General features: G+C 65.5%; 14 protein-coding genes. 6 read left to right on the top strand and 8 right to left on the bottom strand.

Translation table 11 applies throughout. The features are described from left to right. Window positions 1-7: 7 nt before the first annotated feature. The gene (gene def / locus QWL29_RS01765; protein ID WP_305821168.1) at window positions 8-550 is read right to left on the bottom strand and encodes a peptide deformylase; all 543 of its coding nucleotides are present in this window, start codon (window positions 548-550) and stop codon (window positions 8-10) included. Window positions 551-862: 312 nt separating this feature from the next. On the opposite strand from def, the gene QWL29_RS01760 reads away from it, so the two are divergent. The 4 genes from QWL29_RS01760 (at window position 863) to QWL29_RS01745 (ending at window position 5,008) form a co-directional block, all read left to right on the top strand. Next, entirely contained in the window at window positions 863-1,960 is a 1,098-nt protein-coding gene (locus QWL29_RS01760) for a LysM peptidoglycan-binding domain-containing protein (RefSeq protein WP_305821167.1), read from the top strand. Between the two features lie 7 nt (window positions 1,961-1,967). Beyond that, window positions 1,968-3,086 (top strand): DNA-processing protein DprA, encoded by a 1,119-nt coding sequence (gene dprA / locus QWL29_RS01755; protein ID WP_305821166.1) that lies wholly within the window; start codon window positions 1,968-1,970, stop codon window positions 3,084-3,086. A 171-nt stretch (window positions 3,087-3,257) separates the two neighbouring features. After that, window positions 3,258-3,722 (top strand): Smg family protein, encoded by a 465-nt coding sequence (locus tag QWL29_RS01750; RefSeq protein ID WP_229438174.1) that lies wholly within the window; start codon window positions 3,258-3,260, stop codon window positions 3,720-3,722. A 311-nt stretch (window positions 3,723-4,033) separates the two neighbouring features. Further along, complete coding sequence (locus tag QWL29_RS01745; RefSeq protein WP_305821165.1) at window positions 4,034-5,008, top strand: IS1595 family transposase; 975 nt, start codon at window positions 4,034-4,036, stop codon at window positions 5,006-5,008. Between the two features lie 107 nt (window positions 5,009-5,115). Here QWL29_RS01745 and QWL29_RS01740 read toward each other — a convergent pair whose 3' ends face one another. Beyond that, window positions 5,116-5,610 carry a hypothetical protein gene (locus tag QWL29_RS01740; protein ID WP_305821164.1) on the bottom strand — a complete coding sequence of 165 codons (495 nt, stop codon included), beginning with the start codon at window positions 5,608-5,610 and terminating at the stop codon, window positions 5,116-5,118. A gap of 345 nt (window positions 5,611-5,955) precedes the next feature. Between QWL29_RS01740 and QWL29_RS01735 the strand changes: the two genes are divergently transcribed. After that, entirely contained in the window at window positions 5,956-8,589 is a 2,634-nt protein-coding gene (locus QWL29_RS01735; RefSeq protein WP_305821163.1) for a DNA topoisomerase III, read from the top strand. 336 nt (window positions 8,590-8,925) lie between these two features. Here the strand turns inward: QWL29_RS01735 and QWL29_RS01730 are convergent, their stop codons facing one another. From QWL29_RS01730 to QWL29_RS01720, 3 genes are read right to left on the bottom strand one after another with little or no spacing between them, the layout of a single operon-like run. Then, entirely contained in the window at window positions 8,926-9,123 is a 198-nt protein-coding gene (locus QWL29_RS01730; protein ID WP_305821162.1) for an addiction module protein, read from the bottom strand. 52 nt (window positions 9,124-9,175) lie between these two features. Further along, window positions 9,176-12,724, bottom strand: coding sequence for an ABC transporter permease/M1 family aminopeptidase (locus QWL29_RS01725; RefSeq protein ID WP_305821161.1), 3,549 nt, complete (start codon window positions 12,722-12,724; stop codon window positions 9,176-9,178). 3 nt (window positions 12,725-12,727) lie between these two features. Beyond that, entirely contained in the window at window positions 12,728-13,621 is an 894-nt protein-coding gene (locus QWL29_RS01720) for an ABC transporter ATP-binding protein (RefSeq protein WP_305821160.1), read from the bottom strand. Between the two features lie 239 nt (window positions 13,622-13,860). Between QWL29_RS01720 and coq7 the strand changes: the two genes are divergently transcribed. Further along, window positions 13,861-14,505, top strand: coding sequence for a 2-polyprenyl-3-methyl-6-methoxy-1,4-benzoquinone monooxygenase (gene coq7, locus QWL29_RS01715; protein ID WP_305821159.1), 645 nt, complete (start codon window positions 13,861-13,863; stop codon window positions 14,503-14,505). 96 nt (window positions 14,506-14,601) lie between these two features. Here coq7 and QWL29_RS01710 read toward each other — a convergent pair whose 3' ends face one another. The 3 genes from QWL29_RS01710 to QWL29_RS01700 all read right to left on the bottom strand — a co-directional run bounded on the left by QWL29_RS01710 (window position 14,602) and on the right by QWL29_RS01700 (window position 17,050). Then, on the bottom strand, window positions 14,602-15,027 hold the full coding sequence (locus QWL29_RS01710; protein WP_305821158.1) for an OsmC family protein: 426 nt from the start codon (window positions 15,025-15,027) through the stop codon (window positions 14,602-14,604). A 92-nt stretch (window positions 15,028-15,119) separates the two neighbouring features. After that, entirely contained in the window at window positions 15,120-16,319 is a 1,200-nt protein-coding gene (locus QWL29_RS01705; RefSeq protein WP_305821157.1) for an ABC transporter permease, read from the bottom strand. Continuing rightward, window positions 16,316-17,050 (bottom strand): ABC transporter ATP-binding protein, encoded by a 735-nt coding sequence (locus QWL29_RS01700; RefSeq protein ID WP_305821156.1) that lies wholly within the window; start codon window positions 17,048-17,050, stop codon window positions 16,316-16,318. The genes QWL29_RS01705 and QWL29_RS01700 overlap by 4 nt, the downstream gene beginning before the upstream one ends. Between the last annotated feature and the right edge of the window lie 10 nt (window positions 17,051-17,060).

Below are 17,060 nucleotides of genomic sequence, written 5' to 3'. Positions count from 1 at the left end.
CGGCGCCTTAATGGCGGCGGCCGGCGGCGCGCAGCGAGGCTTCGCGTTCCATGCCGCGCTCTTCCTTCTGCAGCTTGGCCTTGATGCGGTTGCGCTTCAGCGGCGACAGGTATTCCACGAAGACCTTGCCCATCAGGTGATCCATTTCGTGCTGGATGCAGACGGCCAGCAAGCCTTCGCATTCCATCTCGAAGACCTCGCCCTTGGCATCCTGGGCGCGCACTTTCACGCGCGCTGGACGCTCGACGCCGTCGTAGATGCCCGGCACCGACAGGCAGCCTTCGTCGTAGACCTGCTTTTCTTCGCTGGCCCAGGTGATTTCCGGGTTGACGAAGACCAGCAGCGCGTCGTGGGTTTCCGAGACGTCGATCACGACCACGCGCTCGTGCACGTCGACCTGGGTCGCGGCCAGGCCGACACCCGGCGCGTCGTACATGGTCTCGGCCATGTCGGCCACCAGCGTGGCAAGGCGCTCGCCGAATTCGCTCACCGGCTGGGCAATCTTATGCAGGCGTGGATCGGGATAGCGCAGGATAGTCAGGAGGGCCATAGAGGTTTCGGTAACAGTAGAATAAGGATTAAGGTGTGCGGGCGGCAAAGCACGACGCACCAGCAGAAAATAAGCGGCGCACGGGCAGGAATGCAACACGGTCCCCCGTAAGCAGGCCAGCACGGCACGCGGTTTATCTTGCTAGTTCAAGGATTTATGGGCAGAATTTGATTCAGTTCGGCAACTCTTCGCGATCCGCCTGGCGGTCAGCGCGGGTTCAGCCATGTTGTCTCTTGCGCCGCGGCTGCCCGGGTCGACGGGCGCAGCCAGTGTCAAATTCCGTCTCAATGCCGCACTTTACGGACGTCTTCAATGAAAAATTTTAGCACAGTCGTGACTCGCGCTGCAGCGGCGGTGCTCGTCGCGTGTGTCGTGGCGGGCCCCGTCCAGGCCGCCGAATGCGCCTTCAAGCCGAATGCCCCCGACCAGCATCGCGTCGTCAAGGGCGATACCCTGTGGGATATTTCCGGCACCTTCCTCGAGCACCCCTGGTGCTGGCCCCAGGTCTGGGGCATGAACCGCGACGAGATCCGCAATCCGCACTGGATCTATCCGGGCCAGATCGTCTACTTCGACCGCAAGACCGGGCGCCTGTCGCTGAACAAGCCGGGCACGGGCGACGGCCGCGGCGAGCCGCCGCTGCTGCGTCTGTCGCCGCAGGTGCGCAGCGCGGGCCTGGAAAACGATGCGATCGAGTCGATCCCGGCCGGGGTCATCGAGCCTTACCTGACCCAGCCCCTGATCATCGAGAAAAACCAGCTGGCAAGCGCACCGCGCATTGCGGCGTCCGAGGAAAACCGCGTCTACCTCGGCGCCGGCGACCGCCTCTACGTGCGCGGCGAGTTGAACGGCGCCACCAGTTTCCAGGTGTTCCGTCCTGGCGTCGCCCTGCGCGACCCGCAAACGCGCGCCGTGCTGGCGCACGAGGCCACCTACGTCGGCACCGTGTCGCTGGTCAAGGCGGCTGTGCCCGGCGTCGACGTGCACACCTTCACGGTGTCGAGCTCGGTCAGCGAAATGGGTGTCGGCGACCGCCTGGTGCCGGCGCCGCCGCCTGCCGTGCGCAACTACGTGCCGCATGCGCCGCAGCGCCCGGTCGATGCGCGCGTGATGTCGATTTATTCGGGCGTGACCCACGCTGGACAGAGCCAGGTCGTGACTGTCAATCGTGGTTCGATTGATGGACTCGACGTCGGCGCCGTTCTGCAGCTCTATCATTTCGGGAAGACGGTGCCGGACCCGGAAGGCCGCAAGGGCTTCCTCGGAATCGGCCGGTCGACGATCAAGCTTCCCGATGAGCAGTATGGCAGCCTGTTCATCTTCCGAGTGTTCGGGCGCGTTTCCTACGGCCTGATCATGCAAGTGACGGCGCCGGTGGAAGTCGGCGACGTGGCGAAATCACCGGAGTAATTTCACCGTGCAGGACACGGACCCCATCACCGCCGGCCGCATCGACAAACTCACCGACTGGCTGCGCCTCGAACAGGCGAACGGGGTAGGGGTCCGCGGCGCGCACATCCTGTTGCGCGCCTTCGGTTCGCCGCGCGCCATTCTCACGGCCGGCCATGCGGCACTGGCTGCGCATGTATCGGCTTCCGCTGCACGCGCCTTGTGCGAACCGCCATCCGCCGAGTTCATGCAGTTGCGCGATGCCACGCTTGCCTGGCTCGACCACCCCGCGCATGCGCTCATGATCCTGGGCGACCCGGACTACCCGCATGAACTTGCCCACATTCCCGATCCGCCCCTGCTCCTCTATATTAGAGGGCGCCGCGAATTGCTGACGCGGCCTGCGCTGGCGATTGTCGGCGCGCGCAACGCCACCAGCCAGGGCAAGGCCAACGCCAGCAGTTTCGCAGCAAGCCTGTCGCGCGCCGGCGTCTGCATCGTGTCGGGGCTGGCGCTGGGCATCGACGGCGCTGCGCACGAAGGCGCGCTGCAGGGCACCGGGTCCACGGTTGCCGTGGTCGGCACCGGCGCCGATCTGTTCTATCCCACGCGCCATCGCGCACTGGCGGAACGCATTGCGCGCGATGGCTGCATGGTCAGCGAATTCGCACTCGGCACGCCACCCAATGCGGGTAACTTCCCAAGACGCAATCGCATCATCAGCGGGCTGTCGGCCGGCGTGCTTGTGGTTGAAGCAGCAGAAAAATCCGGGTCCCTCATCACGGCACGCGTGGCCGGCGAACAGGGACGCGAGGTGTTTGCCTTGCCCGGTTCGATCCATGCGCCGCTGGCCAGGGGATGCCACAAGCTGATACGCGAAGGTGCGCGTTTGGTGGACTCGGCGAACGACATTCTCGAATCCTTGCGCATCTCGCCACTGGCGCCCGAGCTCCTTGCTCCCTTGCCGACCGAGACAAGCTGTCTCGGTCTGCTCGCCCACCTCGGCCACGGTCCGGTCGACATCGACACGCTGCTGCTACGTTCGGGCAGCACGGTCGGCGCCCTCAGTTTGGAACTGCTGGCGCTGGAAATGGCCGGTTTGCTCGAGCGCCTGCCGGGCGGAAAGGTGCAGCGCGTGGTGACGTGAATGCACGCTTGAACAGGCGCACCGGCATGTCAATGGGAACGCAAAATCGATAATTGGTCAGACAGCTATACGAACCGATAAGGCCGAAAAACGACGAATTTCATGTGCCGGATGTTCGGGCGCGCAGCAAGCTTGTGCCCTTGCGAGCTTAGCTGCTACAGTAGCGTCACTATGTTCGACATCCTGGTCTACCTCTACGAGACGTACTATCGTCCCGAAGCCTGCCCCGAGCCGGCTGCACTGGCACGCAAACTCTCCGCCGTCGGTTTCGACGACTTCGAGATCTGCGAGGCCATCGATTGGCTCACGGGTCTTAACGAAATGGCGGCCGAAGAACTGGCCGACGTGGTCGCCTCCACCGGCACCCGCTACTACGTGGACGAGGAATACCTCGAACTCGGCAGCGAAGCGATCGGCTTCATCCAGTTCCTCGAAAGCGCTCGTCTGATCAGCCCGGTGCAGCGCGAAATCATCATCGAGCGCGCACTCGCGGTCGACGAATCGCCGGTCACGCTGAGCAAGCTGAAGATCATCGTCCTGATGCTGATGTGGAGCCAGGGCAAGGAACCCGACGCATTGATGTTCGACGACTGGTTCGGTTCCGACGACGAACAGGCGCCGCGCCTGCTGCATTAAAGCAAGCGAACCACCGCGTCTCGACACGTCATCCTGAACGGCCTGCTTCCAGCAGGCCGTTTTCTTNTGTGGAGCCAGGGCAAGGAACCCGACGCATTGATGTTCGACGACTGGTTCGGTTCCGACGACGAACAGGCGCCGCGCCTGCTGCATTAAAGCAAGCGAACCACCGCGTCTCGACACGTCATCCTGAACGGCCTGCTTCCAGCAGGCCGTTTTCTTTTGGCGCTGTCACCGTTAGCTATGGATGAGGGTTGAACTGCTGAGCTCATTCGCGGTCCAAGTCGTATCGCCATCGATACGGGATGACCATGAAAGCACCTCGCTTCACGAAGTGGTTTGCCGCCTTGCCCGCATTGAACCAGCCCCAGCGGCTGCAGGTCCTCGACGCCCTGCGCCCGGCGGCCGGGTTGCACCAAGTGCTTGCCCTGATCGAACAATTCCAATCGCCGGGACGACGCTGTCCTCACTGCCAGTGCGAGCGCTGGCATCGGCATGGCCACGCGAATCACCTGCAGCGCTACCGCTGTTTCGCCTGCCGGCGCACCTTCAACGATTTGACTGGTACGCCATTGGCACGCCTGCGGCTGAAAGGGAAATGGCTCGATTACCTCGATGCGCTGCGTGCGTCGCGCCCGGTGCGCGCGGCGGCGGACGAGGTCAAGGTGCACCGCAATACCGCATTCCGCTGGCGCCATCGCTTCCTCGACCGGGTAAAGGAAGACCGGCCGGCGCGCCTGAACGGCATCGCCGAGGCCGACGAAATGTTCATCCTGGAATCCCAGAAGGGGTCGCGCAAGCTCGACCGGCCAGCGCGCAAACGGGGCGGCGTTGCCGGCAGACGCGGCATTTCACGCGAGCTCGACTGCATCCTGGTGGCCCGTGACCGCAGCAAACAGACGATCGATGCTGTCACTGGCCGCGGTCCTGTCAGCAAAATCCAGCTGGAGCGCCACCTGCTGCCCTTCCTGGACCGGAACGTCTTGCTCGTGACCGACGCAAACGCCGCCTACCGTGCTTTCGCCCGTGCACACGGCATTGCGCACCAGGCCGTCAATGTCGGTACCGGCGAACGCACGCGCATGGGCGCCTCCGGACTCATCCATGTGCAGAACGTGAACGCCTATCACGGGCGCTTGCGCGAATGGTTGTTGCCGTTTCACGGCGTCGCCTCGCGCTACCTGCCGAACTACCTGGGCTGGCGCCGCATGCTCGATGGCGGAAAAATTACATCTGCCGATCAATTGTTTCACTTAGCAATCGGGCCCATCCACAGCAAACGATGACAGCGCCTTTCTTTTCGGTGGCAGGATGTCCAGGGCAACGCCGGGTTTGCCGCGCGCCCAGCCGGAAGCGAGATGGTGTGTGTCACTTCGATACCGCCTGGCCTCACTTACCCTTTGCTTTTACCCTTGTCCTTGCCGTAGTCGGACGATGGCTGGTCCGGCTGTCCCCCGCCCTGCGATCCGCTCACGCCCGTTTGCTTCGAGGCTGCAGGCCCGCCGGCCGACTCCTGCGAGCCGGCAAGCTGGTCCTGCTCGAGCCCGCCTTGCCCGGACTGCTGCGACATGCCAAGCCGGTCTTCCTCGGCGCGCGCCTGCATGCGCTGGCCTTTCTGGCGTGCGCTCCAGTTGCCGCTCTGGGAGGCCACACCGCGTCCGCGGTCGGGGTTGCCGCCCGTCGTTTGTTGCTGGGCGCCGAGCGAACCCGATTGCGCATTGCCGGCTCCGCCTTGTTCCGAATTCGGTGTCCAGGATTGCGAATTCGGCGCCGAGGGCGCCACCGCGCCTGGCGCCTTGCCCTGCTGGCTGCCTTCGGCCACCGGCACGATTTTCTCGCGCGACACGCTGCGTCCGTGTTCGTTCGATCCCTTGTGTTTGTCGCTCATGATTGTTTCCTCCAACAAACGGCGTCTGTGCCAGCCCGCCAACAGGGCGATCATGCGCGCATGGCCATGCCGCTTCTATCGGAATGATGTCCGATCCTATGTAGGAAAGGACCCACTATCACTCGTGCAGGGAGCCCGTCTCGGCCCCTGCCGGTGCGCCCGGTTTCGGCGCGGCATCTGCTTGCGCTGCACAACAGAGGTGCAGAGTCCACTTGCGAACTGCGCGATAACGCGCTTATCATTGGCCGCTTATTCCAGACTGTTACCATCAAGACACTAGGTTCCGCTTTCGAGCATGTATGATGCGCAGGCCCGACCTCTAATATAAGTACGACGAGAAACCCTATGACCAAAACCCTCATCATCGCCGAGAAGCCCTCCGTCGCGAATGACATCGCCAAGACGCTGGGCGGCTTCACCAAGCACGATGAGTATTTCGAAAACGACGAATACGTCCTGTCGTCGGCCGTCGGCCACCTGCTGGAAATCGCGGTGCCGGAAGAATACGATGTCAAGCGCGGCAAATGGAGCTTCACCCACCTGCCGATGATTCCGCCGCACTTCGCGCTGAATCCCATTGCGAAGACCGAGTCGCGCCTGAAAGTGTTGAACAAGCTCATCAAGCGCAAGGACGTCACCACCCTCATCAACGCATGTGACGCGGGGCGCGAAGGGGAACTGATCTTCCGCCTGATCGCGCAGCATGCAAAAGCCAAGCAGCCGATCAAGCGCCTGTGGCTGCAGTCGATGACGGCGAACGCGATCCGCGAAGGCTTCAAGCAATTACGCAGCGACCAGGAAATGCTGCCGCTGGCCGACGCCGCGCGCTGCCGTTCCGAAGCCGACTGGCTGATCGGCATCAACGGCACCCGCGCCATGACCGCCTTCAACTCGAAGGAAGGCGGGTTCTACCTGACGACCGTGGGCCGCGTGCAGACGCCGACCCTGTCGATCGTGGTCGAGCGCGAAGAAAAGATCAAGAAGTTCGTCGCCCGCGATTACTGGGAAGTGCGCGCCGAGTTCGTGTGCGCCGCCGGCGTCTACGAAGGGCGTTGGCTCGACCAGAAATTCAAGAAGGACGAGAACGATCCGGAAAAGCGCGCCGAGCGCCTGTGGAGCAAGGCCGCCGCCGACTCCATCGCCGCCGCCTGCCGCGGCAAGCAGGGCACCGTCACCGAGGAATCGAAACCGACCACCTCGATGGCGCCGGCCCTGTTCGATTTGACCAGCCTGCAGCGCGAGGCCAACGGCCGCTTCGGCTTCTCGGCCAAGAACACCCTGGGCCTGGCCCAGGCGCTGTACGAAAAGCACAAGGTGCTGACCTACCCGCGTACCGATTCGCGCCACCTGCCGGAAGACTACGTGGCCACCGTCAAGTCGACGATGGAGTCGCTGGCAGAGAACAACAATTACCACCAGTTCGCCAAGCAGATCAGCAAGAACGGCTGGGTCAAGCCGAACAAGCGCATTTTCGACAACACCAAGATCTCGGACCACTTCGCCATCATCCCGACCGGCGTCGCCCCGAAGAACCTGAGCGAGCCGGAACAAAAGCTGTACGACCTGGTCACGCGCCGCTTCATGGCGGTGTTCTTCCCGCCGGCCGAGTTCCTGGTCACGACCCGCTTCACCGAAGTGTCGGGCCACCAGTTCAAGACCGAAGGCAAGGTCATGACGAACCCGGGCTGGCTTGCCATTTATGGCAAGGACACCACCGGCGACGACAAGGACGGCGCGACCCTGGTCCCGGTAGCCAAGGGCGAAAAGGTATTGGCCGACAAGATCAACGCGAATGGCCTGGTGACGAAACCGCCTGCACGCTATTCGGAAGCGACCCTGCTGTCGGCCATGGAAGGCGCCGGCAAGCTGGTCGACTCGGACGAGCTGCGCGACGCCATGGCCGGCAAGGGCCTGGGCACGCCGGCCACCCGCGCGGCCATCATCGAGGGCTTGCTGACCGAGAAATACCTGATCCGCGAAGGACGCGAGCTGATTCCGACGGCGAAAGCCTCGCAGCTGATGACGCTGCTGCGCGGCCTGGGCGTGAACGAACTCACGGCCCCGGAACTGACCGGCGAATGGGAATACAAGCTGTCGCAGATGGAGAAGGGCAAGATCTCGCGCGAAGAGTTTATGCGTGAAATCGCGCAAATGACCCAGATCATCGTCAAGCGCGCCAAGGAATACAACAACGACACGATTCCGGGCGAGTACGCGACCTTGACCACGCCGTGCCCAAACTGCGCCGGCGTGGTCAAGGAAAACTACCGCCGCTTTGCCTGTACCAAGTGCGACTTCTCGATGAGCAAGACGCCGGGCAGCCGCCAGTTCGAGATCAACGAGGTCGAGGAACTGCTGGCGAATCGCACCATCGGCCCGCTGCAAGGCTTCCGCTCGAAGATGGGCCGTCCGTTCGCGGCGATCCTGCGCATCGTGCGCGACGAGGACATCAACAACTTCAAGCTGGAGTTCGATTTCGGCCAGGACGCGGCCGATGGCGAAGAAGGCGAGGGCCTCGACTTCACCGGCCAGACCCCGCTTGGACCTTGCCCGAAGTGCGCCGCCGGCGTGTACGAAATGGGCCTGGCGTATGTGTGCCAGAACCAGGTCGCCAAGCCGAAGACCTGCGACTTCCGCAGCGGCCGCATCATCCTGCAGCAGGAAATCCTGCCCGAGCAGATGGCCAAGCTGCTGAACGATGGCAAGACGGATCTGCTGCCGGGCTTCGTCTCGCAGCGCACCCGCCGTCCGTTCAAGGCTTACCTGACCCGCGCCAAGGACGGCAAGATCAGCTTCGAGTTCGAGGAGCGCAAGGCCAAGCCGGCGGCCAAGGGCAAGGCGGCGAACGATGCCGCCGCGGAGGTGGATGGCGCGGCAGTCGAGACCAAGGTGACCAGGAAGCCGGCGGCCAAGGCGGCGGCGAAAACCGCTGCCGCGAAAAAGCCAGCGGCCAAGCGCGCCACCGCAGCGAAGAAATAAATTCCGGCTGGATGGCAAACCGTACGGTGGGCCGGGCCGCGCAAGGCACTCCGTGCCCACGCGGTTACGTGTTCATCCGGATTCTGCGGCCGATATGATTCGCTCCGCGGCGTCGATGATGGATGAAACGCTAGCGAGATGCTCTTCGATACGCCGGCGGCATGGTTTATTTTCGATGGAAAACCGTCGCCAATGATCATCGTTCCGCGTGGGCACGGGGTGCCCACCGTACGATTGGCGTTGCCGCCATATTCGACCGAATCATATTCTCGAGACGAAAAAAAACCGCGATGCTCACATCGCGGTTTTTTATTATCCAAGCATATCCAGCAGCGCTTATTCCTGCCAATCCTGCAGCGCCTTGATCGCCGCTTCGCCATTCCGGATCGCCTTTACGCGGCGCACCACTTCATTGCGCCAGGCTTCGTCGGCATCCTCGTCGGTGCCGTCGACGTCCTTCAATAGCACGCGCAACAGTTCGTTCTTTTCTTCAGCGCTCAGCAGTTGAATTTTTTCGCTAATTTCGGCGACCATGGGCGACATCATAACCTCACTGTGAATAGTGGCTGGGATGATATATCGAGAATCATTCGTTGTCGACAGGAACCATATTATCTGTCGGTTTCTTGTCGATGAGTTTATGGTCGGGATCGATGCCGGCCCGTCCCGGTTGCGCGTCGACGATAAAGGATAGCACCAGCGCACCCTCGCGCACCAGTCTCCTGTCGCGTACCAGCGGATTGCCGTCGCGGTCGTCCACGCCGAATTCGATGTAGTCGGCCAGCGGCAGCTGCTGTTCGAGCGCGCCCCCGGTGCGCAGCTTGGCTGCGCTGGCGTGCAGGGTCACCTCGTACTTGCCGTCCGCGCGGCGCCGCGTGCTGGCGCTGTCGGCGCGGTTCTCGTACAGCACCACCGCCTCGAACAGATCGTGCACCAGGTAGGCCTTGTCGGCCGGCGCCACTGCGCGCAGTGCCGCCACCAGGTCCGCCGCCGCGCCCGCGCCCGCCTCCGCAACATGGCGCGCCAGGAAATCGCGCAGCACCGCATTCACCTTGTCTTCGCCCAGCTGGTCCTGCAGCAGGTAGAGCGCCAGCCCGCCCTTGCGCTGCCCCAGCCAGGTATCCAGGCCGGCCTGCGCCAGCGGCACTTCGCGTCCGGTGGCGGTGGCGCGGCCCAGCAGGTAGGCTTGCAGGTCCTGGCGCAGGTAGCGCCGCATCGCGGTCGAGCCCAGGCTGCGGCGCAGCGTCATCAGGGCCGTGTACTCGGCCAGGCCATCGGTCAGCAGCGCGTTCGGCGACGTCAATTGCTGGCCCCACCACTGGCGCGCCGTGTTGTAGGCGCCCATGTAGAAGGGATAGTCGATCTCGCCGCGCTCGACGCTGTCGGCGCGCGCGATGAAGGCGCCGTTCTCGGGCAGGGCGATCATGCCGGGGAAGGCGCGCGCCGGGCCGGCGCTGCGCGGCGTTTCCACCAGGCGCAGGTCGTGCAGGCGGTAGGAGCCGAAGGCGCGTGTGCCGTAGTCGAGCGCCGCGCTGGCGCCGCGCACCAGGCGCTCGACGTTCGCTTCGTGACCGGGCTGGTAGAAGGCGTCGATCGCCACGTCCTGCCAGCGCTCGTGGCGCACCGTGTAGCGCGCCGAGGCGATCGCATAGCGGGCCAGGATGGGCTGTTCGGCGCGGTAGCGGAAGTGGCGGCGCTCGCCGGCGATCCACTCGCGCTCCAGCGCGCCGGGCGCCACCGCGATCTGGTCGACGCTGGTAGTCACCAGCGCCTCGAAGCGGATGCGCTGTCCGCCCGCCGCAGCGGCAGCCGTAGCTGCGGGCCGGGCGCGCGGGCCCAGGCCATGGCGGCGCCGGTCGCGCTCGTCGCTCAGTTCCACCGCTTCCTGGTAGCCGATGCGCGGCAGGTCTTCGTCGGTGAGCCAGCTGCCGTTGGCGGCCACCGGCGTGTCGGTGCCGAAGCCGAGCGGGCCGGCTGGCGCGGCGCTCAGCTGGAAGTCGTATGCCAGGCGCGCGCCCGGCGCCAGCGGCGTGTCCAGGCGGTAGCGATAGAAGCCGCGCGCGCGGTCGGCGTCGAGCAGGCGCGCCGGCTGCGACAGGCGCGCGACCAGGTCGGCGCCAGGGCGCTGATACACCACCAGTTCCGACAGCGGCGCGGCGCCGGCGTTTTCCAGCTGGTAGCTGCCGGCGACCGCCAGCATGCGCGTGCGCGGATGCAGGTCGACGCGCAGCGCCACCTCCATCAGGCGCGGTTGCAGCAGGGCGGCGAAGTGCCGGTAGCGCGTTTCGTATTCGGCGCGGCGCGCGTCCTGGGCGCGCGTGCTCGTGTAGTTCCCGGCCACGTCGAGTTCGTACCACAGCAGCGCGCCGCTGGCGCCGAACAGCAGCAGGCCGATGCCGAAGGCGGCCAGCACGCCGCGCCCCAGGTTCTGGCGCGCCAGGCGCAGGCGGCTGCCGAATTCGGGGTTCACGCCGCGCGGCCACAGCACCACGGCCAGCACCAGCAGCATCAGCGCCAGGCTGCCCCAGTACAGCTCTAACATTCGCTCGCGCTGCAGGAGGTGGCCGTAGCCGTTCATGCCCGACCACGGCAGCGGCGGCATGGCGCCCGACAGCAGCACGTGGTCCAGCCCCAGTCCCGCGGTCACCATGCCCGCTACGTGCAGGGCCACCAGCAGCGCGTAGCCGGCGTACTTGCGGCTGCACAGCGCCATCACCGTTACCGACAGCACCGCCAGCACCGCCCATTGCGGCAGCAGGATCGAGAAGGTGCGCAGGTAGAGGCCGAATTCGAGCGCGAAGTAGCCGCGCAGGACCTGGCACAGCATCGCGGCCAGCATCGCCAGCGCCAGCAGCAGGGCCTGCATGCCGACCAGGGCCAGGGTCTTCGAGAGCGGCGCCAGCCAGCCGGGCAGGGGCAGGGCGTCGAACAGCTGGGCGCTGCGGGCGTCGCGCTCGCGCCAGACCAGCTGCCCCGCATACAGGGTGGTGACGATCAGCAGGAACAGGGAAAAGCCGTCGCGCACCAGTTCCACCATCTGGGCGGTGACCGGATAGATGCTGGCGCCGTGCAGCGTGCCGATGCCGAAGCTGCCGGCCACCAGCATCGCCAGGCCGGCCAGTGTGATCAGCACGAAGGGCAGGGTGGCGACCGACTGGCGCAGCTGCAGCCAGGTCTGCCTGGCCAGCAGCAGCGCCAGGCTGCGCCGTGCGAAGTCGGGCCGCTCGCGCGTGGCTGCGGCCTGCGCCGGATGCGCTGCCAGGTCCGCGGCGGTTGCAGCGGCGCTGTCCGCGCGCGGCTCGCTGCGGCGGTTTTCCAGCGGGCCGGTGAGGTGCAGGCGCCAGTAGCCGAGCAGCAGCACCGCCAGCCCGAAGCCGCACCAGGCCAGGCGGTTCGCCAGGTACACGCCTTCCAGCAGCACCGGTTGGGCATTGCGTTCGGCGGTGGGCCAGTATTCGGTGAGGGTGATCAGGGCCGTGGTGCCGAAGGGGTCGATCAGGGAACCCAGCAGCTTGAAGTCGAAGTCGCGCGCCAGCGAGGGCGCCACCGTGTAGCCGACCAGCAGCACGATACTGGCCACGTAGACCGGCAGCATGCGCCGGGTCAGCGCCGCCAGCACGAAGAAGATCGCGCCGAAGATGAAGATGTTCGGCAGCAGCGTGAACAGCCAGGGCAGCAGGTAGGCCGCCAGGCTGGCGCCGCCCAGGCGGTCGGGGTCGATCCCGGGCAGCAGCCGGCCCAGCCAGGCGCCGAGCACGATGCCGCCGAAGACAAAGGCCAGCACTGCCCAGGCGCCGAGGAAGCGCCCGAACACATAGGCATGCTTGCCGATCGGCGCGCTGAAGAAGAAGTGGTGCATCTCGTGCTCGAAGTCCTGCTGCACCGCGCGTCCCATCACGGCGGCAATCACCACCACGCCGAGGCAGCCGAGGAAGGCGGTCGACAGCGCCACCTGGCGCGGCGCGTCGATCAGCACGCGCGCGCCGAATGCGACCACGGTCTCCTTGAAGGCGCCGCCGGCGGCGGCCGTCCACAGCATGGCCAGCGCCACGAAGACGCCGAAGTAGACCCAGGTCGGCAGCTGGCGCAGGCGCTGCCGGAATTCGAAGCGGGCGATCGCGAACAGCGCGGTCATGATTCAGCAGTTCCCGGCTGCGCCGTCGTAGCGGCCCGCGATGGTGGCGAAGTACACGTCTTCCAGGCTGGCGTGGGCCGGCTCGAAGCCCATGCCCGGATCGTTCTCGTCGTACACGTGGACCAGGGTGCGGCCGGCGCGCAGGCGCGTCGAGATCACCGCGTGCTGCTTCTGGAACAGCGGCAGGTCGGCCTTGTCGACGTAGCGCGACCAGATGCAGTCTTCGATGCCTGCGATCAGGCGCAGCGGCTCGCCGCACAGCAGCACGCGGCCCTTGTGGATGATGGCCATGTTGGCGCACAAATCGGCCACGTCGGACACGATGTGGGTCGAGAGCAGCACGGTCTTGTCGGCGCCGATGTCCGACAGCAGGTTGTGGAAGCGTACCCGTTCCTGCGGGTCGAGGCCGGCGGTGGGCTCGTCGACGATGATCAGTTGCGGGTCGCCGATCAGGGCTTGCGCCACGCCGAAGCGCTGGCGCATGCCGCCCGAGAAGGTGCCCAGCTTCTGGTGGCGCACCTCGAACAAATTGGTCTGCTGGAGCAGGCCGTCGACCACTTCGCGGCGGCGGTGTTTATGGGACAGGCCTTTCAGCTGGGCGAAGTGGTCCAGCAATTCGTAGGCGGTGACCTTCGGGTAGACGCCGAAGTCCTGCGGCAGGTAGCCGAGCATGCGCCGCACTTCGTCCTTTTCGTCGAGCACGTCGATATCGTCGAGGAAGACCGAGCCGGCATCGCACTCCTGCAGCGTGGCCAGGATGCGCATCAGGGTCGACTTGCCGGCGCCGTTCGGCCCCAGCAGGCCGAACATGCCTTGCGGGATGTTCAGCGTGACCTTGTCCAGGGCCACCACGCCATTGGCGTAGGTCTTGGACAGATTGCGGATGCGTAATTCCATGCGGACTCCAGGGGTGGGCTCTTGCGTGACGGCCCGTGTCCGCCAAGCCTTCTTGACGCCTGCATTGTAGTCAATAACGGTCGAGCCGGGCGGGCGATGCGACGCACGACGCGCTGGGCGGGCCAGATTGCAAAAACGCGGGACAGGGCGTACGGGCGTAGCAGGGAAAGAGCGGCGCGGCAGGGCTTGCCGTAGCGGGCATATAATGGCGGTTTCCCGCGACCCATTTGAAAAATACTATGTTAGCGAACCGTTTTCTTCCTCCCCTCGACCAGCTGATCGTCGGCTTCGACAAGGCGCTGCGCGTGGTCGGCGGCGTGGCCGCGTCGTCGCGCCCGAACCCGGCGGCGCATGCCGTCGATTGCGAACTCGACGAGCGCGAATCGCGCCACAGCGCCGGCCTGATGCGCGTGAACCATGTCGGCGAAGTCTGCGCCCAGGCGCTGTACGATTCGCAGGCGCGCCACGCCATGAGCCCGCAGATGCGCCAGCAGTTCGAGGAAGCGGGGCGCGAGGAAGAAGACCACCTGGCCTGGACCGCGCAGCGCCTGTCGGAACTGGGCTCGCAGCCGAGCGTGCTCAATCCCCTGTGGTATGCCGGCGCCTATGCGATGGGTACGGTGGCCGCCAAGCTGGGCGACGCCAACAGCCTCGGCTTCGTGGTCGAGACCGAGCGCCAGGTCGAAGCGCACCTGAACAGCCACCTCGACCAGCTGCCCGTGCAGGACGCCAAGTCGCGCGCCATCGTCGAACAGATGCGCGTCGATGAAATCGCCCACGGCGCCGCGGCGCAGGCGCTGGGCGCGGCCGAGATGCCGGTGCCGGTCAAGGTGGCGATGAAGGCATTTGCGAAGGTGATGACGACGACGGCGTATTACGTGTGATCATCGGCGTCCGGCGTAGCGACATGCGCCGGCGCGGGTTTTCGTAGGGTGGGCACCTGTGCCCACCCTACGAAGTCAACCGCAAAGTCCCGATAGTCAGGCGGCTTCCACGATCTCAAACGAATGCGTGATCGTGGCCGTCTTGGCCAGCATGATCGACGCCGAGCAGTACTTCTCGTGCGACAGCCTGACCGCGCGCTCCACCGCCGCCGGCTTCAAATTACGTCCGCTCACCGTGAAGTGGAAGTTAATCCGCGTGAACACCTTCGGGTCGACCTCCGCCCGTTCGGCCCGCAGCGTCACGTCGCAGCCCAGCACCTCTTCGCGGCTGCGCTTCAGGATCAGCACCACGTCGAAGGCGGTGCAGCCGCCGGTGCCGGCCAGCACCAGTTCCATCGGCCGCGCCGCCGTGTTGTGGCCGCCGGCTTCCGGCGCGCCATCCATCATGACGGTATGGCCCGACCCGGTCTCGGCGCGAAAACCCATTCCCGACGGGCCGTTCCAGCTGACTTTGACTTCCATGTGCGTTTCTCCGCTGTTTTGTCTGCCCACATTGTAGAACAGGCCACCGCGGCATGCCGGGGTGGCCTGGTGTTGCACGAGACGGCGGCCGCTCAGACCGACAGCACGTAGCGCTCGCTCTTCATGCGCCAGCTGGCAAAGGCCACCGCCAGCCCCGCCGCGATTGCCGACGACAGGAAGGTCATCGCCACCGGCCACAGGCCGACCTCGCCGCCCTTGGCCATTTCGCGCAGCAGCGTCTGGTTCGACAGCATCGGCACCATGTACATCCAGTCGGCGGTCTTCAGCTCCATCATCGAGATCACCACGCCCGGCACCAGCGGCACCAGCATCGCGATGCTCAGCAGGCTTTGCGCTTCCTTGAACGACTTGGCGTTCATCGCCAGCGCGATCTGCAGGCCGGCCGCGAACAGGCACAGCGGAATCGAGGCCACGCACACCAGCGCCAGGTCGGGCCAGGCCAGGGCCCAGGACATGCCGATTTCCTCGAGCGGCATCCAGGACAGGATGGCATGCGCCAGCGCCAGTTCCAGCGTGACGCCGAGGATCGCCAGCACGCCGGCCGTCAGCCACTTGCCGGTCACCAGTTCCCAGGCCCGCGCCGGCTGCGCCATCAGCACTTCCATCGAGCGCCGCTCGCGTTCGCCGGCGGTGATGTCGACCGCAGTCGACATCCCGCAGATAAAGGCCGGCAGGAACAGGATGCCCAGGATGCTGCCGATGAAGCCGGCCGAGCGCGAGGCGTTGGTGCCGGTGTCGAAGCGCTGCACCTGGATCGGCGCCAGCGTGGCTGGCGACACGCCGTGCGCCAGCAGGCGCGCGCTGGCCACGTTGGCGCCGTAGGCCTGCAGCACGTCCTCGACTTCGCGCCGCTGCGTGTAATTCTCGTCGGCCGAGTCGAACCACAGCTCCACGCGCGCCGGACGCATCGCCGTATAGTTCTCGGTGAACTTGTCGGACAGGCGCAGCACCACCGGATACTTTTTCGAGCGCAGCAGTTCGCCGATGCCTTCCTCGTCGAGCGCGCCGGTGTCGATGATGGTGACGTTGCGCTGCTTGAGCTGGGCCATCAGGGTCGGCGCCTTGGCGACGCCGATCACGGCCACCTCGATGCCGTCGCGCTCGGGCTTGGTCGCGCGGTCGATGGTCTTGTTCAGCAGGAAGCCCAGCATCAGCGGGTACATGAAGGTGAACAGGGCCAGCAGGCCCAGGGTGCGCTTGTCGCGCAAGGTCTCGCGCAACTCCTTGATCAGGACGACCAGAAACTTGGGCTTTACATTCGTCGGCTTCATGCGGCGATTCCTTCCTCGGTGCCGACCAGGCTGACGAACGCGTCTTCCAGGCTGGCGATGCCGGTGCGGCGGCACAGTTCCTGGGGCGAGCCCTGGGCCACGGTATGGCCCTTGGCGATGACGATCACGTCGTCGCACAGGTGGGTCACTTCCTGCATCACGTGGGTAGCCATGATCACGCAGCAGCCGTCCGCGCGCAGCGCGGTCAGCGCGTGGCGCAGCGCGCGCGTGGCCATCACGTCCAGGCCGCGGCTCGGTTCGTCGAGCAGCAGGTGGCGCGGGCGGTGCAGCAGGGTGCGCGCCAGCGCCACCTTGATGCGCTGGCCCTGCGAGAAGCCCTTGGCGCGGCGTTCGAGGATGTCGTCCATCCCCAGCAGCTCCGAGACTTCATCGATGCGGGTCTGCAGCGCGGCGCCGCCCATGCCGTTCAGCTCACCGAAATAGGCCAGGTATTCGCGCGTGGACAGGCGCTCGTAGAGTCCGAACTGGTCGGTCAGGAAGCCGATGTTGCGGCGTACCGCGAGCGGGTCCTGCTCCGGGTCGACGCCGTCGATGGCGATCGTGCCGTGGTCGCGTTTCAGGAGGCCGATCAGGGTGCGCAGCAGGGTGGTCTTGCCGGCGCCGTTGGGGCCGAGGAGGGCGGTGATCTGGCCGTCGCGCGCGGTAAAGCTCACGCCGCCGAGGGCCTTGACCTCGCCGAACTGTTTGCGTACGTCTTGTACTTCGATCATGGTGAGCTCG

Origin of the sequence: Massilia brevitalea, assembly GCF_030711405.1 — a bacterium.
In the GTDB taxonomy this organism is placed as follows: domain Bacteria; phylum Pseudomonadota; class Gammaproteobacteria; order Burkholderiales; family Burkholderiaceae_D; genus Telluria; species Telluria brevitalea.
Note: the sequence above shows the minus strand (reverse complement) of the source record. Positions and strands in the feature narration are given on the sequence as shown.

Excerpts from the sequence above, each read along its gene's own strand:
- def (WP_305821168.1), bottom strand. The coding sequence starts at position 550 with ATGGCCCTCCTGACTATCCTGCGCTATCCCGATCCACGCCTGCATAAG.
- QWL29_RS01760 (WP_305821167.1), top strand. The coding sequence starts at position 863 with ATGAAAAATTTTAGCACAGTCGTGACTCGCGCTGCAGCGGCGGTGCTC.
- QWL29_RS01750 (WP_229438174.1), top strand. The coding sequence starts at position 3,258 with ATGTTCGACATCCTGGTCTACCTCTACGAGACGTACTATCGTCCCGAA.
- QWL29_RS01745 (WP_305821165.1), top strand. The coding sequence starts at position 4,034 with ATGAAAGCACCTCGCTTCACGAAGTGGTTTGCCGCCTTGCCCGCATTG.
- QWL29_RS01740 (WP_305821164.1), bottom strand. The coding sequence starts at position 5,610 with ATGAGCGACAAACACAAGGGATCGAACGAACACGGACGCAGCGTGTCG.
- QWL29_RS01735 (WP_305821163.1), top strand. The coding sequence starts at position 5,956 with ATGACCAAAACCCTCATCATCGCCGAGAAGCCCTCCGTCGCGAATGAC.
- QWL29_RS01730 (WP_305821162.1), bottom strand. The coding sequence starts at position 9,123 with ATGGTCGCCGAAATTAGCGAAAAAATTCAACTGCTGAGCGCTGAAGAA.
- QWL29_RS01725 (WP_305821161.1), bottom strand. The coding sequence starts at position 12,724 with ATGACCGCGCTGTTCGCGATCGCCCGCTTCGAATTCCGGCAGCGCCTG.
- QWL29_RS01720 (WP_305821160.1), bottom strand. The coding sequence starts at position 13,621 with ATGGAATTACGCATCCGCAATCTGTCCAAGACCTACGCCAATGGCGTG.
- coq7 (WP_305821159.1), top strand. The coding sequence starts at position 13,861 with ATGTTAGCGAACCGTTTTCTTCCTCCCCTCGACCAGCTGATCGTCGGC.
- QWL29_RS01710 (WP_305821158.1), bottom strand. The coding sequence starts at position 15,027 with ATGGAAGTCAAAGTCAGCTGGAACGGCCCGTCGGGAATGGGTTTTCGC.
- QWL29_RS01705 (WP_305821157.1), bottom strand. The coding sequence starts at position 16,319 with ATGAAGCCGACGAATGTAAAGCCCAAGTTTCTGGTCGTCCTGATCAAG.
- QWL29_RS01700 (WP_305821156.1), bottom strand. The coding sequence starts at position 17,050 with ATGATCGAAGTACAAGACGTACGCAAACAGTTCGGCGAGGTCAAGGCC.